This is a genomic window from Erwinia psychrophila (genome assembly GCF_039023475.1).
GTDB lineage: Bacteria > Pseudomonadota > Gammaproteobacteria > Enterobacterales > Enterobacteriaceae > Erwinia.
In genome coordinates this window covers 349,125-366,261 of the sequence record NZ_JBCHVB010000002.1, presented here as the reverse complement: position 1 = coordinate 366,261, position 17,137 = coordinate 349,125, and the positions used below count along the sequence as shown (strand labels likewise).

Below are 17,137 nucleotides of genomic sequence, written 5' to 3'. Positions count from 1 at the left end.
GTCAGTCAGCCAAAGATGGACGCTAGTGTAACGCTTTTTATTCGCAATGTTGACGTGCCATTAGCGCCTTTCACGCCTGCCTCCATAACCCCTGCTTAAGTTGCAGGGTTATCACACCTTTTGTGCGTCGTTTTCCGGAAACTGGTTGCAAAGCCGGTCGGCTCTTTTAACATGAGAAACAGAGCTGCTCTTTTCACCCCACTTCAGGACTGAATTATGCCGACATTTTCTTTTCCGCCCCGTCAACCTGCGGCTTCGGCGCGCCTGCCACTTACGCTGATTTCGCTGGAAGAGTGGGCGCTGGTGAACGTTACCGGCGCCGACAGCGTCAGCTATTTACAGGGACAGATCACCCTGGACGTTGCGGCGCTGGGCGCTAACAGCCACCTTCCTGCCGCGCACTGCGATGCTAAAGGAAAAATGTGGAGCAATCTGCGTCTTTTCCATCGCGCTGAGGGGCTGGCTTATATCGAGCGCCGCAGCCTGCGTGATAATCAGATCGCGGAGCTGAAGAAATATGCCATCTTCGCCAAAGTCGCCATCGTTGCCGACGATGAGGCCTCTCTGCTGGGCGTGGCCGGTTTCCAGTGCCGGGCTGCACTGACCGGCCTTTTTTCCACCCTGCCGGATGCGGAAAATCCGGTTGTTCAGCAGGATGAAACCACCCTGCTCTGGTTCCCTACGCCCGCCGAGCGTTTTCTGCTGGTCACCAGCGCGGAAAAAGCGCAGGCGATTGTCCAGCATCTTGAGGGCCAGGCGCAGCTGAACGACAGCAAGCAGTGGCTGGCGCTGAATATTGAAGCGGGTCTGCCAGTAATTGACGCAGAGACCAGCGCACAGTTTATTCCGCAGGCCACCAACCTTCAGGCGCTGGATGCCATCAGCTTTAAGAAAGGCTGTTATACCGGTCAGGAAATGGTGGCGCGCGCTAAATTTCGCGGCGCCAACAAGCGGGCGCTTTACTGGCTGGCTGGCACGGCCGCACAGGTTCCGGCCGCCAACGATTCTCTGGAGATGAAGCTCGGTGAGAACTGGCGGCGAACCGGCACCATTCTGGCAGCCTGCCAGCTCGACAACGGCGAGGTCTGGGTTCAGGCGGTGTTGAACAACGATCTTGAACCGGAAAGCGAACTGCGCGTCAAGGGTGACGAAGGCGGCAAACTGTCTATTCAGCCGCTGCCCTACCCGCTGACCGAGTGACCTGTAAACGGGGGCCGGCTGGCCCCCAATTCAGATCACATAAAGATAAATAGAGAGGAAGTGGCAGAGGCAGCCCGCCAGCACAAAGCCGTGCCAGATGGCGTGGTTAAAAGGAATACGCTTCGACACGTAAAAGATGACGCCCAGCGAATAGATCACCCCACCCGCCGCCAGCAGCCAGATACCCCCAGCCGGCAGCTTCAGCGCCAGTTGCCAGATCACAATCAGTGAAAGCCAGCCCATCAGCAGATAGGTTATTACCGAAAGTTTTTCAAAGCGGTGCACAAAAAGCAGCTTAAAGAGGATGCCTGCCAGCGCCAGCCCCCAGATTACCCCCATCAGCCCGTGCGCCAGCGGCGATTTCAGTCCGATCAGCAAAAACGGCGTATAGGTTCCCGCAATCAGAAGATAAATCGCGCAGTGATCGAGCTTTTTAAGCCAGCGTTTGGCATGCGGATGGGGTATCGCATGGTAAAGGGTGGAGGCCAGAAACAGCAGGATCATGCTGCCGCCATAGAGGCTGTAGCTGGTTATAGCGAGAAAGTCCGCATGGCTTTCAGTGGCCTGCATCAACAGCAGTACCAGACCGACAATGCCGAAGAGAAAACCAATTCCGTGACTGATGCTGTTGGCCATTTCCTCGGCGGGCGAATAATCCTGTTCCGTTAATGATTTTTCTGTCATGAACTTTGTAACTCCTGAACCTGACAATGTGAAGGCCGCAGTGCTGTTTTAAATCACATCATTGCGGGTAGCGGGCGTTGCACCCCACCTTTGTGTAGAAGATGTGCAAGCCAGCCTGACAGACTTCTTTTTCAGTGTACAGGTGTAAGCTCAAATAAGTCTGTGAAGGGATGTAACACTTTTCGAAAAGAAAAAAGCAAACGATTACCTTACAATCCTCCTTAACTTTTTTCCTCAGGGAATCGCGAGGCGAAGCATGTCCGGTAAGGTATCCGCGTTAGATTTTGGTGAAATGACAGAAGTGATGCAGTTTCTGATGGAACTGGACAAACTGAAACGCGTTGAGCGACGCACTCGCCTGGTGGGCAATTCGCGCCACGAGAACTCCGCCGAGCACAGCTGGCATCTGGCCGTCGCGGCCATGAGCCTCGCGCCTTACGTCGGCTTCCCGGTGGACGTGCCGCGCGTAGTGCAGATGGCGCTGCTGCACGACGTGGTGGAAATCGATGCCGGAGATGTAATGGTCTACGACCTTGCTGCCCGGGATGCTATCCACCAGCAGGAGATGGCCGCCGCCGATCGCATATTCAGCCTGCTGCCTTCCGCGCTGCGTGACCGCTTCCGCGGTCTCTGGGATGAGTATGAAGCGGGCGAAACCGCCGACGCGCGCTTCGCCAATATGCTCGATCGCGCCCTGCCTATTATTCAGAACCTGCATAATGAGGGCCGGAGCTGGATAGAAAACGAAATCCGCCTCGAACAGGTGCTGGCCCGGAATCTGGCGCTGGCGGCAGAGTGGCCGGCGCTGTGGCAGTACCTGAAAAACCATCTTGAGCGGGCACAGCAGAAAGGCTGGCTGCTGTAGTCTGACTATTGCTTCTCCGGGTGAATGCCTGCGAAACAGCGCGCCCGCAGCAACACGGATGTGCCAAAGGCCGCCTGGACAGACATTTTGCCGCTTGCTTTTCGCTCCCTGCTTCTTTTTCCGGCAGACGTTTGTGAGTCACGCTGCACGCACGGCGAATCGCCACCACGACCGGGATGAAATCTGCTAAGGTAGTGAGTCCCGGGACTTTGAGCGCCGCTATGTTCACGCACCATAATCTTGCCACCCTGAACGATCTGGAACTCCAGGTTTATAATTTCACGGTTAAAAACCGGGACAAGGTTATGTATATGACCATCCGGGAACTCGCGGACGCGGCCTCGGTCTCCACCACGACGGTGCTGCGTTTTTGCCGCAAGATGAACTGCGACGGCTATTCCGAGTTCCGCATTCGCTTCAGGATCTGGCTTGAGCAGGAGCAGCGTCAGCCGGGCTACTCCGGCATCAGCGAAATCGTCAGCTTCTTTAAAAGTATTAATAATGAAGAGTTCGACTCGCTAATTGATAAAGCGGTCACGCAGCTGGCCTGCGCCGAACGTATTATTTTTGTCGGCGCGGGGACCTCAGGCACATTAGGGAAATATGGTGCCCGTTTCTTTTCAAATGTCGGCAAGTTTAGTAATTATATTGACGATCCTTATTATCCTGTTAACAGCGATATGTATAAAGATGCGGTGGCGATTATATTATCCGTGTCGGGAGAAACGCCGGAAATTTTACGCCTTGCCAGCCAGTTCAGCCTGCATCGCTGCCAGGTTATTACCATTACCAATAATGACAACTCATCCCTGGCAAAGATGGCGGACTTCAATCTTTCCTACCATATGCCGCAGCTGCTGGTCTCCGACGAATATGACGTCACTACCCAGGTTCCCGTGATCTATATTCTGGAAACGATTGGCCGCCGGCTCGCCGGGCGGCTTAAATAAAAAAACACCCTGTTTTTTGCATGTGACAAATCACGCCCGGCGCGGATTTGTTATATCGTGACTTTCTTTTTTCCGTTGATAAACTCACCGCAATAATAAAACCAAATGCTCCACGGCAGCCCTGCCGCAGGAGTAAACGTACCCTACCGAGGAGATAACCATGGCGCTGAACTATGCCCAGTCAGCAGTGGAAATAATTGAGTTTATTGGCGGCAGCGATAATGTGATTAATGTCACGCATTGCGCCACCCGGCTGCGGTTTATCATCAAAGACCATAATAAGGTGAATAAAGAGCAGCTAAAACGCGTCAAAGGCGTTATTACCGTTATCGAGGCAGGCGGCCAGCTGCAGGTGGTTATCGGAAACCACGTTGGCGACGCTTACCGGGAGGTGCTTCGTCACGTCACTATTGATGAAAATGCCGCCGTTTCCGCGCCTCATGTCGGCATCGTCAGCCGCCTGATGGATATTATCTCCAGTATCTTTGCCCCTTTCCTTTATCCACTCGCCGCCTGCGGCATTTTGCAGGGTATTCTGTCCCTGGTGACCGCCCTCGGCTGGATGGACCCGGCAAGCGGCGCCTCGCGGATTCTGAACTTTGTCTCCTGGACCGGCTTCACTTTCCTGCCGGTGATGGTGGCCTTCACCGCCGCCAGGAAATTTAACGTGAATCCGTTCACCGCCGTGATTGCTGCCTGCGCGCTGGTCAGTCCCGACTATATGAACATGCTGACCGCCAACAAAATCCTTCTGGTCAACTCAGCGGATCCGGCCATGCAGCAGCTGATGAAAGAGGCGGTCAGCAATCCGGAGATCGCTAAAATTCTTTCCGGCGTCGCGGGTATTCCCGTCGATGCTCCGGCGCTCGACTTCTTCGGTCTGCCGGTAAAGTACCTGAGCTACACCGCTTCAGTGATCCCGGTCATTCTGATGGTCTGGGTGATGTCTTATCTTCAGCGCTTCTTCGAGCGCATTTTGCCGCTGGTGATCCGTAATCTTTTCACGCCCATGTTCTGCATCGCCATTATGGTGCCGCTCACCCTGCTGGCCTTCGGCCCAATCGGCAATGCGATTGGCGGCGCGATCGGCGGCGTCTATAACACCCTTTATGCCCTCAGTCCTTCTATCGCCGGCTTTGTGGTAGGCGCGCTGTGGATGCCGCTGGTGACGCTGGGCGTGCACTGGGGCATTACGCCCGTTACGGTAGGTAACTATGCGACCCTGGGTTATGACACCTTTACCGGGCTTCAGGCCTCGCCCGTCTTTGCCATGGCGGGCGCGACCTTCGGCGTCTGGCTGAAGGCAAAAGATCAGGAGATGCGGCGCGTGGCGCTCTCCGCCGGCCTGACGGCGCTGTTCGGCATTACCGAACCTGCGATCTACGGCGTGGCGCTCAGGCTGAAACGCCCCATGATCTGCGGCTGTCTTGCTGGCGCTATCGGCGGTGCGATAGCCGGGCTGTTTAACGCCGTTTCCTGGAGCTACTGCCTGCCCGGCATTGCGGTGCTGCCGGTCTTCTTTAAAGAAGGCCATATGCCGCAGTTCCTGGGCTTTCTGCTTTCGATAAGCGTTGCGTTTGTCCTGGGGGCGCTGTTTACCTGGCTGGCAGGCTTTAAAGAGCAGCCGGATGCTCCCCGCGCCGGCGACGCGCAGCTTAAGCCTTCACAGGCCTGATACAGGAGGGTGAACAGGCCCTCAGAATACCTTTAATCAACAGGACGGGATTGATGAGCACACATCAGCAGTTACCAAAAGACTTTCTCTGGGGCGGCGCGGTTGCCGCACACCAGGTCGAAGGCGGGTGGGATCGGGGCGGTAAAGGCGTCAGCATCGCTGACGTTCTTTCCGGCGGCGCCCACGGCGTGGATCGCGTAATGACGGACGGCATTGAGGAGGGCTACCGTTATCCTAACCATGAGGCGGTAGATTTCTACTCCCGCTACAAAGAGGATGTGGCGCTGTTCGCCGAAATGGGCTTCAAATGTTTTCGTACCTCCATCGCCTGGACGCGAATTTTCCCTAACGGCGATGAGCAGGAGCCCAACGAGGCGGGCCTGCAATTTTACGACGATCTGTTTGATGAGCTGCTGAAATACAATATCGAGCCGGTGATTACCCTTTCGCATTTCGAAATGCCTTACCATCTGGTGAAAGAGTATGGCGGCTGGCTGAACCGCAAGGTCGTCGATTTCTTTGTCCGCTTCAGCGAGGTCGTGCTGGAGCGTTATAAAGGTAAAGTGAAGTACTGGATGACCTTTAACGAAATCAACAACCAGCGCAACTGGAAATATCCGCTGTTTGGCTACTGCTGTTCCGGCGTGGTATTTACCCGGCATGACAACCCCGAACAGGCGATGTATCAGGTGCTGCATCATCAGTTCGTCGCCAGCGCGCTCGTGGTTAAGCTGGGCCATGAGATCAACCCGGATGTTCAGATCGGCTGCATGATCGCCATGGTGCCGCTCTATCCCTGGTCCTGCCATCCCGATGACGTGATGTTTGCTCAGGAAGCGATGCGGGAACGCTATCTGTTTGGCGACGTACATATGCGCGGCTATTACCCCTCTTATATTCTTAATGAGTGGGCGCGTAAGGGTTATCAGATTGATATGCAGGAAGACGATGCCCGGATCCTCCGCGAAGGGTGTGCAGATTACATTGGCCTGAGCTATTACATGAGCAACGCGGTGCAGGCTAACGCCCAGGGCAGCGGCAGCGCGGTATCCGGCTTTGAGGGCAGCGTTCCTAATCCCCACGTCAAAGCCTCCGACTGGGGCTGGCAAATCGATCCCGTCGGCCTGCGCTACAGCCTGGCGGCGCTTTATGAGCGCTATCAGAAGCCGCTGTTTATCGTGGAAAATGGGTTTGGAGCCATCGACAAGCGGGATGAGAACGGCGTGGTGAACGATGACTACCGCATCGCCTATCTTCAGGCGCATATTGAGCAGATGAAGCTGGCGGTATTTTATGACGGCGTAGAGCTGATGGGCTACACGCCCTGGGGCTGCATCGACTGCGTCTCCTTTACCACCGGCCAGTACAGCAAACGCTATGGCTTTATTTACGTGGATAAGAACGATGATGGCAGCGGAACGATGAACCGCTCGAAAAAGAAAAGCTTTGGCTGGTATCAGCAGGTAATCGCCAGCAACGGAGCGGATCTTTAGTCCGGTATATACCGAAACAGCTTATTGCGCCTGCCGTTAAGGCGCTGAAGCCGGGCACAAGCCGGGGCATATTTGCCCCGGTATTAAACTGGCCTACCGTCCACCCGCCGCATCAATGAAGGTGCCGGTAACATAAGAAGCTTCGTCGCTTAGCAGCCACAAAATAGCCTGAGCGATCTCTACAGGCTGCCCGCCACGCTGCATGGGCAAACCGGGCGCAACGCGATCCACTCTGCCGGGCTCGCCGCCATCGGCGTGCATTTCCGTATAGATCAAACCGGGGCGTACGCCGTTCACCCTGATACCCTGAGCCGCCACCTCAAGCGAAAGCCCTTTCGTCAGCGTATCCATCGCCCCTTTTGATGCCGCATAATCGACATACTCGCCGGGCGCGCCCAGCCGCGCTGCCGCTGAGGAGACGTTCACAATAGCGCCGCCTTCTCCGCCATGGTGGTGAGCCATCCTTTTTACGGCTTCACGGCAGCAGATAAAACAGCCTGTCACATTTGTGGCAAAGACCCGGTTGATTCGCTCCGCTGTCAGCTGTTCCACGCTGGCCTGCTGAAAAAGGATCCCGGCATTATTCACCAGTGCGCGGAGCTGGCCCGGCTGCTGGTCAATCTGTTCAAACATCGCCACAACCTGCCGTTCGTCGGCGATATCAGCCTGGACTGCAAACGCCCTGCCGCCCCGCGCCGTTATCAGCGCCACCACGTCTTCTGCCGCAGCGGCGTTCTGACGATAGTTCACCGCCACGTTAAAACCGCGCTGGGCCAGCAGTAATGAGGTTTCCCGCCCGATGCCCCGGCTGCCGCCGGTCACTAACGCAATATTCATTCGTTTTCCCATAAAAAAAGGGCACTTACCGTGCCCTCTCAACTTTAGCTTAAAACGCCAGACTACTCATATTCGCTCATCGGCACGCAGGAGCAGAACAGGTTACGGTCGCCATACACATCATCCAGACGCTTCACCGTTGGCCAGTACTTGTTCTCGCTGCCGGCCGGGAAGACGGCCAGCTCACGGCTGTAGGGATGCGCCCACTCACCGACGATCTCCATCTGGGTATGCGGGGCATTAACCAGCGGATTATCGTCAGCCGGCCACTCTCCGTCGGCAACGCGATCGATCTCCATGCGAATGGAGAGCATCGCATCAATAAAGCGATCCAGTTCGATTTTGCTTTCTGACTCCGTCGGCTCCACCATCAGCGTTCCGGCGACCGGGAAGGACATCGTCGGCGCGTGGAAGCCGTAGTCAATCAGGCGCTTGGCGATATCCAGCTCGCTGATCCCCGTCTGCTCTTTCAGCGGTCGGATATCCAGGATGCATTCGTGCGCCACGCGCCCGTCGCGTCCGGTATAGAGGATCGGATAGGCCGACTGCAGGCGGGTCGCAATGTAGTTGGCGTTAAGAATGGCGACAGAACTGGCCTGCTTCAGCCCTTCCGCGCCCATCATCCGGATATACATCCAGCTGATTGGCAGGATTGACGCGCTGCCGAAAGGTGCCGCGGAGACGGCGCCCTGCTGGGTCAGCACGCCATCAATCTGCACCACGCTGTGACCGGGCACAAAAGGTGCCAGGTGCGCCTTCACGCCGATCGGGCCCATGCCCGGTCCGCCGCCGCCGTGCGGAATACAGAAGGTTTTATGCAGGTTCAGGTGAGAGACGTCCGCCCCGATATAACCCGGCGTGGTGATGCCCACCTGAGCATTCATATTGGCACCATCAAGGTAAACCTGGCCACCGAACTGATGAACGATCTGACAAACCTCGCGGATGGTTTCTTCATAAACGCCGTGCGTTGAGGGGTAAGTCACCATAATGCAGGAGAGCGCCTCGCCGGTCTGCTCCGCCTTCATCCGCAAATCGTGCAGGTCGATGTTGCCCTGCTTGTCACAGGCGACCACCACCACGGACATTCCGGCCATCTGCGCGGAGGCGGGGTTAGTTCCGTGCGCGGAGCTTGGGATCAGACAAACGTTACGTCCGCCTTCGTTGCGGCTTTCATGGTAGCGCCGGATGGCCAGCAGCCCGGCATATTCGCCCTGAGCGCCTGAGTTTGGCTGCATGCAAAGCGCGTCGTAGCCGGTCAGCTGCACCAGCCACTGGGAAAGCTGACCAATCATTTGCAGGTAGCCGGTGGCCTGATCCGCCGGACAGAACGGATGCAGCCCGGCAAATTCCGGCCAGGTGATCGGAATCATCTCCGCTGCCGCGTTCAGCTTCATGGTGCAGGAGCCGAGTGGAATCATCGCCTGGTTCAGCGCAAGATCTTTGCGCTCAAGGCTGTGCATGTAGCGCATCATCTCAGTCTCACTGTGATGCCGGTTAAAGACCGGATGGGTCAGGATAGCGTCCTGACGCTGCAGCGCAGCCGGTATCGTCGGGCTCCCGCTGGCAACCGCCGCGTCGAGCGCGTCGATATCCTGACCATGTTCTTCACCCAGCAGAATGGAGAACAGCGCGGCCACATCTTCACGGGAGGTGGTTTCATCCAGCGTGATCCCCACCGCGTTATGGATGTCGGTGCGCAGGTTAACGCCGAAGCTCAGCGCCCGATCGAGCACGGCGGCTTTATCCGCCACCTCAACGGTCAGCGTGTCAAACCAGGTCGCGTGACGCAGCGCCAGTCCGCCCTTTTGCAAACCGGCAGCCAGGATATCCGTCAGGCGATGAATGCGTGCGGCGATGCGCTTCAGCCCAACCGGGCCGTGGAACACCGCATAGAGGCTGGCAATATTCGCCAGCAACACCTGAGAGGTACAGATGTTAGAGTTCGCCTTCTCGCGGCGGATATGCTGCTCACGCGTCTGCATTGCCATACGCAGCGCGGTGTTGCCCGCCGCATCGCGGGAAACGCCAATAATGCGTCCCGGCATTGAGCGCTTATGCTCATCCCGCGCGGCGAAGAACGCCGCATGCGGGCCGCCGTAGCCCATCGGCACGCCGAAACGCTGGGCGGAGCCGAAGACGATATCCGCGCCCTGTCGGCCAGGCGCCTGAAGCTGTACCAGCGCCATAAAATCCGCCGCAACGCTGACGATCGCTTTACGGCTTTTCAGCTCAGCGATCAGCGCCGTGTAGTCGTGCGCTTCGCCAGTGGTGCCAACCTGCTGTAGCAGCACGCCAAAGATATCCTGATGATCGAGGACTTTCTCCGCCTTATCGACCAGAATTTCAAATCCGAACGTTTCCGCACGCGTACGCACCACGTCCAGCGTCTGCGGATGAACGTCTTCCGCCACAAAGAAGCGGTTGGCCGTTTTCAGCTTACTGACGCGTTTCGCCATCGCCATCGCTTCGGCGGCCGCCGTCGCTTCATCAAGCAGCGAGGCAGAGGCGATATCCAGCCCGGTCAGATCCAGCGTTACCTGCTGGAAGTTGAGCAGCGCCTCAAGACGACCCTGCGATACTTCCGGCTGATAAGGCGTGTAGGCGGTGTACCAGCCCGGATTCTCAAGCATGTTGCGCAGAATCACCGGCGGAGTCAGCACCGGGGAGTAACCCATGCCGATGTAAGATTTGTAGACCTGATTCTGACTGGCAATGGCCTTCAGCTCGGCCAGCGCCTGATGCTCGGTCGCCGCCTCGCCTACGGCGGGAGGGCCCGGCAGCTGGATGTCAGCCGGCACGATCGACGCGATCAGGTCGCTGAGGGAGCTGGCACCGGTAGCATTGAGCATGGCAGCCTGCTGCTCCTGCGATGGACCAATATGGCGTTCGATGAACGCGCCGGTATGTTCAAGCTGGCTGAGAGTCTGGGTCATTAGCGGTAAATCCTGAATCGGCATGGAAAAGGGATGTAAGGCAAACGAGAGTGATCTTCACAGCCTGCGCCGGATGCGGGCAGGCTGCCGGGCAGGAAAAGCGTCCCGCCCGGTTCAGTGACGACTTACTCGTCGATACTGGTTTTGTAGGCATCTGCGTCAAGCAGGGCGTCGAGTTCAGACTCGTCGCTGGGTTTGATTTTAAACAGCCAGCCTTCCGCATAGGGCGCGCTGTTAACCAGTTCCGGCTCGCCGTCCAGCGCGCTGTTAACCTCAATGATTTCGCCACTGACGGGCGCATAGATATCGGAAGCCGCCTTTACCGACTCCGCCACGGCACAGTCGTCACCCTGACTATAGGTGTTGCCCACATCAGGCAGATCCACAAAGACCATATCGCCCAGCAGTTCCTGCGCGTGTTCGGTGATCCCGACCGTGCAGGTGCCGTCAGCTTCTTTACGCACCCATTCATGGCTTTCACGGTATTTCAGTTCATTTGGCACATTGCTCATTGCCCTGCTCTCCTGAGGTAATTGTTATTATGCGACCGGCTTACCGGCGCGAACAAAAACGGGTTTGGTCACCTTAACCGGCATCTCGCGATTGCGGATCTGGACGATCGCCTGCTCGCCGATGCCCGCCGGCACGCGGGCCAGCGCAATGCTGTAGCCCAGCGTGGGTGAAAATGTACCGCTGGTGATAATGCCTTCCTGGAGATTGCCTGCGCTGTCGGTAAAGCGTACCGGCAGCTCGTTTCGCAGGACGCCTTTTTCGGTCATGATCAGGCCGACCAGCTGTTCGGTGCCCTGCTCACGCTGCGCCTCCAGCGCTTCACGGCCAATAAAATCACGTTCTGCCGGCTCCCACGCCAGGGTCCAGCCCATATTGGCCGCCAGCGGCGAGACGCCTTCATCCATCTCCTGACCGTATAAATTCATGCCGGCTTCCAGGCGCAGCGTGTCGCGTGCGCCGAGTCCGGCTGGCTTGACCCCCGCCGACACCAGCTGCTGCCAGAAACGGGCAGCCTGCTCGTTGGGCAGCGCAATTTCATACCCGGCTTCACCGGTATAGCCGGTTGTGGCGATAAACAGATCGCCTGCCTGGACGCCAAAGAACGGCTTCATGCCGGAGACGGCCTGACGCTGCGTCTCATCCAGCAGCGTGCCCGCCTTTTCCTTCGCCTGAGGTCCCTGAACCGCGATCAGCGCCAGATCGTCGCGCACCCGTAGCTCCACGCCGTAGGGTTCCGCCTGATCGGTTATCCAGGCGAGATCTTTCTCACGCGTGGCGGAGTTAACCACCATGCGGAAAAAGTCTTCGCTCATAAAGTAAACAATCAGATCGTCAATTACGCCAGCGGAGGCGTTAAGCATGCCGCTATAAAGCGCCTTGCCCGGCTGGGTGAGTTTGGCGACGTCATTGGCGAGCAGGTAACGCAGGAAGTCGCGGGTCCGTGCGCCATGCAGATCGACAATGGTCATATGAGACACATCAAACATACCGGCGTCGGTGCGCACCGCATGGTGCTCATCGAGCTGAGAGCCATAGTGCAGCGGCATCATCCAGCCGTGAAAGTCCACCATGCGCGCGCCGCAGGCCTGATGCTGTTCGAACAAGGGAGTCTGCTGAGTCATATCGTTCCTGTGCTTTTACACGTTTCAGACGGCTGCGCCGGGCCTGAAACAGCGCGACGCAAACGATAACCTTGACCTGACGTTACCACCGAACAGGTGCTTTAACCATAAGTAAAACGAGGCCGAACCTTTTTGGTGCAGGTCGCCCCGGCAAAGCAGTTTCCAGAGTTTTTCACCATAAGTCTGCGTCATTACGCACATAAACAACAATTAGTTACCGCAAAAGCGAGGTGAAAATAGCGAATGCAGCAGCCTTCGTGAAAAAAAATCAGCCTGAAAACCCATAAAGCATGAGAAAATATAATGCGAACTGAGGGGTTAAATTAGAATATTTCAAATGAGGGGCTATTTTGGGGCAGCACCGGCAGCCAGGCCACTAAGCTGGCGTCAACCGTCTCAAAGCGGGGAATAACAGACAAGAAAAAAGGCGAATCTAAGATTCGCCTTCAGAGAGCAGCCAGCAGGCCTTACTGCGCCTGTAGAGGGGTGAAATCAGCCGATCTCACCCTGTCTGATTTATACGGCGGTCTGGAAAATAACGCCGTCAGCTTTATCGGTGTACTGAGCCAGCTGATCGAAGTTCAGATAGCGATAGGTATCCACCGCCGTCTTATCGACCTGCGCCATAAACTGCTGATACTCATCCGGCGTTGGCAGTTTACCCAGCAGGGACGATACAGCCGCCAGCTCCGCAGAGGCCAGATACACATTTGCGCCGGTTCCCAAACGGTTCGGGAAGTTACGGGTTGAGGTGGAAACCACCGTCGCACCGTCCGCCACGCGCGCCTGGTTACCCATGCACAATGAACAGCCCGGGATCTCAATACGCGCCCCGCTCTTGCCGAAGACGCTGTAGTAACCCTCTTCGGTCAGCTGCGCAGCATCCATCTTGGTTGGCGGCGCCACCCAGAGACGCGTTGGCAGCTGGCCTTTATGGCTGTCCAGCAGCTTACCGGCCGCACGGAAGTGACCAATATTGGTCATGCACGAACCGATGAACACCTCATCAATCTTCTCACCCTGCACGTCAGAGAGCAGACGTGCATCGTCAGGATCGTTTGGCGCGCACAGGATCGGCTCTTTGATTTCCGCAAGGTCAATCTCAATCACCGCCGCGTACTCTGCATCCGCATCGCCTTCCAGCAGCTGCGGATCCGCCAGCCATTTCTCCATGCCCTGAATACGGCGCTCCAGCGTACGACGATCGCCGTAGCCCTCTGCGATCATCCACTTAAGCAGGACGATGTTGGAGGTGAGATATTCGATAATCGGATCCTGACCCAGCTTGATGGTACAGCCCGCCGCTGAACGCTCGGCGGAAGCATCGGAAAGCTCAAACGCCTGCTCCACTTTCAGATCCGGCAGGCCTTCGATCTCCAGAATACGGCCAGAGAAGATGTTCTTCTTCCCTTTCTTCTCTACGGTCAGCAAACCCGCTTTGATGGCGTAGAGCGGAATGGCGTGAACCAGATCGCGCAGCGTAATGCCCGGCTCCATTTTGCCTTTGAAGCGCACCAGCACTGACTCAGGCATATCCAGCGGCATAACGCCGGTAGCCGCCGCGAAGGCGACCAGACCGGAGCCGGCCGGGAAGGAGATACCGATGGGGAAACGGGTATGGGAATCCCCGCCGGTGCCTACGGTATCCGGCAGCAGCATACGGTTCAGCCAGCTGTGGATAATACCGTCGCCCGGACGCAGCGAGACGCCGCCACGGTTCATGATAAAGTCCGGCAGCGTGTGGTGCGTAGAGACGTCCACCGGCTTAGGATACGCGGCGGTGTGGCAGAATGACTGCATCACCAGATCGGCAGAGAAGCCCAGGCACGCCAGGTCTTTCAGCTCATCACGGGTCATTGGACCGGTGGTGTCCTGTGAACCGACAGAGGTCATTTTCGGTTCGCAATAGGCACCGGGACGTACGCCCTCGGTGCCGCAGGCGCGACCCACCATTTTCTGTGCCAGCGAGTAGCCACGGGTGCTTTCCGCCACGTCTTTCGCCTGACGGAAGACATCACTGTGCGGCAGTCCCAGTGACTCACGCGCCTTGGCGGTAAGACCGCGACCGATGATCAGCGGAATACGGCCACCGGCACGGACTTCATCAAGCAGCACGTCGGTTTTCAGCGAGAAATTCGCCAGCACTTCACCCGTTTCGTGGTTCTTTACTTCGCCTTTATAAGGATAGATGTCGATAACATCGCCCATATTCAGGTTCTGAACGTCCACTTCAATCGGCAGTGCGCCGGCATCTTCCATCGTGTTAAAGAAGATAGGCGCGATGTTGTTGCCCAGTACCACGCCGCCGCCTTTCTTGTTCGGCACGTGCGGGATGTCATCGCCCATAAACCACAGCACGGAGTTAGTGGCAGACTTACGGGAAGAACCCGTACCGACCACATCACCCACGTAGGCAAGAGGGAAACCTTTCGCCTGGAGCGCTTCAATCTGCTTGATCGGGCCAATGTTACCCGGCTCATCAGGCTCAATGCCTTCACGGGCATTTTTAAGCATCGCCAGCGCGTGCAGAGGAATATCAGGACGGGACCAGGCATCCGGCGCAGGAGAGAGGTCATCCGTATTGGTTTCGCCGGTGACTTTAAAGACGGTAACGGTGATTTTTTCAGCCAGTTCCGGACGGGAGAGATACCACTCCGCTTCGGCCCAGGACTTCATGATCTGTTCGGCGTGCGGGTTACCCGCTTTGGCTTTTTCTTCCACATCGTAGAAGCTGTCAAACATCAGCAGCGTATGGGAAAGCGCTTTGGCGGCAATTGGCGCCAGCTTTTCGTCATCCAGCGCGTCGATCAGCGCATGAATATTGTAGCCGCCCTGCATGGTGCCCAGCAGCTCTATCGCCTTTTCGGGTGTAATCAGAGGAGAAGTCGCTTCGCCTTTTGCGACGGCGGCCAGGAAGCCCGCTTTCACGTAAGCCGCTTCGTCCACGCCTGGCGGCACTCGATTGATTAACAGATCAGACAGGAATTCTTCTTCACCCGCTGGCGGGTTTTTCAGCAGTTCAACCAGCGCGGCCATTTGGGAAGCATCTAACGGTTTAGGAACGATCCCCTGGGCAGCACGCTCGGCAACGTGCTTACGGTATTCTTCTAGCACGACGTTCTCCTCGCTCACATTGTCATTGGCTTACCGGGCCCTCAATGCTCACTTTAGAGTGAGTTGCGCTCTTTTGTAGGGTAAGGTGCCCGGTTCCGCGAGGGGCAGCATAGCAGGATTTCGCTTTAATGTTAATCTGTTTACAAAAAAGCAACATTATCAACAAAGTGGAACAGCGTGCGGAGTGCTCAGGGGAATGGGCTTTTAAGAGAGAGTGCACTGATGAAAAGATGGCGCTGTAGCCCTGGCTTTCATCACTTTTTGTAATTTCTCAGCTGCCTGTACGGTAGTGAACGATATAGTTCGCATTGAACCCATCACGGTTACCTTTCTAAGCTGCCTGCACGGCAGTGAACCAGTTCTTCGACACTGCACATGACCTCAAACATTTCTAAGCTGCCTGTACGGCAGTGAACGCCAGCGATGCTGGTGGCAACGAGTGGCTACCTTTCTAAGCTGCCTGTACGGCAGTGAACAATCCGGGGGTGTTCAGATCCTCATTGATGATTTTCTAAGCTGCCTGTACGGCAGTGAACCTGTGCGGCATGCTGGTGGCGGTGGCGCCAGTTTTCTAAGCTGCCTGTATGGCAGTGAACCGGCCGCATATCGATTAGCGCAGTGGCATAACTTTCTAAGCTGCCTGTACGGCAGTGAACATTCCTTGGCGCGAAATGTGACATTTAATCCAATTTCTAAGCTGCCTGTACGGCAGTGAACCTGGTCGTTAATGAAACCTCCCCACTTCATTATTTCTAAGCTGCCTGTACGGCAGTGAACGCGACTGCTATCGAATTCAACGACTGCGCTGGTTTCTAAGCTGTCTGTACGGCAGTGAACATCTGTGAGTGTCAAATTATCTGCATGGGTATTTTCTAAGCTGCCTGTACGGCAGTGAACTAACTGCGCACTCATCGGGTGATTGTGCTTTATTTCTAAGCTGCCTGTACGGCAGTGAACCGTATCCAAAGCAGTGTCATCCCCTTCTCTGCTTTCTAAGCTGCCTGTACGGCAGTGAACGACTTTAATCAGTGACCCTTCGTCCGTGGCTATTTCTAAGCTGCCTGTACGGCAGTGAACACGGGACTGTCTCTTTCGGGGTGGGTCTGGACTTTCTAAGCTGCCTGTACGGCAGTGAACCCGTGCAATACGCAATCCGGCCTGAATCTGCTTTTCTAAGCTGCCTGTACGGCAGTGAACACTGATTTGTAGATGGCGTGGGCAACCTCATATTTCTAAGCTGCCTGTACGGCAGTGAACGTTAGCAGCGCGTTAGAGCATATTGTGACACTTTTCTAAGCTGCCTGTACGGCAGTGAACCTGTCAATCTCCCACTCGCCAGCGCTGAATGATTTCTAAGCTGCCTGTACGGCAGTGAACACGGTCGCGAGGGTTTCGTCTGCCGAACTCCATTTCTAAGCTGCCTGTACGGCAGTGAACATTAAAATTTTGAAAAGTGCCTTAGCAGTAAGTTTTCTAAGCTGCCTGTACGGCAGTGAACCTCGTAACCCTCCGCATCAAAATTCGCGGCGTTTTCTAAGCTGCCTGTACGGCAGTGAACTCGTGGGTGATGCGGGCAGCGCCGGCGCGAGATTTCTAAGCTGCCTGTACGGCAGTGAACGCGATCCCCAACGTCGATTTGTCTTCCTCTACTTTCTAAGCTGCCTGTACGGCAGTGAACATAACCCTCTGTACAGCGATACGGCTGCTCGCTTTCTAAGCTGCCTGTACGGCAGTGAACTCAGCTCTTTG

11 protein-coding genes and 1 CRISPR repeat array (1 of these 12 running past the window's edge) are annotated in these 17,137 nt (G+C 56.4%); of the genes, 5 read left to right on the top strand and 6 right to left on the bottom strand.

Going from position 1 to position 17,137, the window contains the following annotated elements; all coding sequences use genetic code 11:
• Positions 1 to 216 precede the first annotated feature (216 nt).
• Positions 217 to 1,200: a tRNA-modifying protein YgfZ gene (gene ygfZ, locus AAH446_RS07670; RefSeq protein WP_342906121.1), complete on the top strand. Its 984-nt coding sequence runs from the start codon at positions 217 to 219 to the stop codon at positions 1,198 to 1,200.
• Positions 1,201 to 1,230: 30 nt separating this feature from the next.
• Here ygfZ and trhA read toward each other — a convergent pair whose 3' ends face one another.
• Positions 1,231 to 1,884 (bottom strand): PAQR family membrane homeostasis protein TrhA, encoded by a 654-nt coding sequence (gene trhA, locus AAH446_RS07665; protein ID WP_342906120.1) that lies wholly within the window; start codon positions 1,882 to 1,884, stop codon positions 1,231 to 1,233.
• Between the two features lie 256 nt (positions 1,885 to 2,140).
• On the opposite strand from trhA, the gene AAH446_RS07660 reads away from it, so the two are divergent.
• From AAH446_RS07660 to AAH446_RS07645, 4 genes are all read left to right on the top strand, one after another.
• Positions 2,141 to 2,749: an HD domain-containing protein gene (locus tag AAH446_RS07660; RefSeq protein WP_342906119.1), complete on the top strand. Its 609-nt coding sequence runs from the start codon at positions 2,141 to 2,143 to the stop codon at positions 2,747 to 2,749.
• 221 nt (positions 2,750 to 2,970) lie between these two features.
• The gene (locus AAH446_RS07655) at positions 2,971 to 3,699 is read left to right on the top strand and encodes a MurR/RpiR family transcriptional regulator (RefSeq protein WP_342906118.1); all 729 of its coding nucleotides are present in this window, start codon (positions 2,971 to 2,973) and stop codon (positions 3,697 to 3,699) included.
• A 160-nt stretch (positions 3,700 to 3,859) separates the two neighbouring features.
• Complete coding sequence (locus AAH446_RS07650; RefSeq protein ID WP_342906117.1) at positions 3,860 to 5,374, top strand: PTS transporter subunit EIIC; 1,515 nt, start codon at positions 3,860 to 3,862, stop codon at positions 5,372 to 5,374.
• 53 nt (positions 5,375 to 5,427) lie between these two features.
• A complete protein-coding gene (locus AAH446_RS07645; protein WP_342906116.1) occupies positions 5,428 to 6,867 on the top strand; it encodes a 6-phospho-beta-glucosidase in 1,440 nt (479 codons plus the stop codon).
• A gap of 93 nt (positions 6,868 to 6,960) precedes the next feature.
• Here the strand turns inward: AAH446_RS07645 and AAH446_RS07640 are convergent, their stop codons facing one another.
• From AAH446_RS07640 to acnB, 5 genes are all read right to left on the bottom strand, one after another.
• Positions 6,961 to 7,704: an SDR family oxidoreductase gene (locus tag AAH446_RS07640; RefSeq protein ID WP_342906115.1), complete on the bottom strand. Its 744-nt coding sequence runs from the start codon at positions 7,702 to 7,704 to the stop codon at positions 6,961 to 6,963.
• Positions 7,705 to 7,766: 62 nt separating this feature from the next.
• On the bottom strand, positions 7,767 to 10,640 hold the full coding sequence (gcvP, locus tag AAH446_RS07635; protein WP_342906114.1) for an aminomethyl-transferring glycine dehydrogenase: 2,874 nt from the start codon (positions 10,638 to 10,640) through the stop codon (positions 7,767 to 7,769).
• Positions 10,641 to 10,765: 125 nt separating this feature from the next.
• On the bottom strand, positions 10,766 to 11,152 hold the full coding sequence (gcvH, locus tag AAH446_RS07630) for a glycine cleavage system protein GcvH (RefSeq protein WP_342906113.1): 387 nt from the start codon (positions 11,150 to 11,152) through the stop codon (positions 10,766 to 10,768).
• 27 nt (positions 11,153 to 11,179) lie between these two features.
• On the bottom strand, positions 11,180 to 12,274 hold the full coding sequence (gcvT, locus tag AAH446_RS07625) for a glycine cleavage system aminomethyltransferase GcvT (protein WP_342906112.1): 1,095 nt from the start codon (positions 12,272 to 12,274) through the stop codon (positions 11,180 to 11,182).
• A gap of 516 nt (positions 12,275 to 12,790) precedes the next feature.
• Positions 12,791 to 15,388 (bottom strand): bifunctional aconitate hydratase 2/2-methylisocitrate dehydratase, encoded by a 2,598-nt coding sequence (gene acnB / locus AAH446_RS07620; protein WP_342906111.1) that lies wholly within the window; start codon positions 15,386 to 15,388, stop codon positions 12,791 to 12,793.
• A gap of 267 nt (positions 15,389 to 15,655) precedes the next feature.
• Positions 15,656 to 17,137: direct repeats of the CRISPR family, unit length 28 nt; unit sequence TTTCTAAGCTGCCTGTACGGCAGTGAAC; it runs 769 nt beyond the window's last position.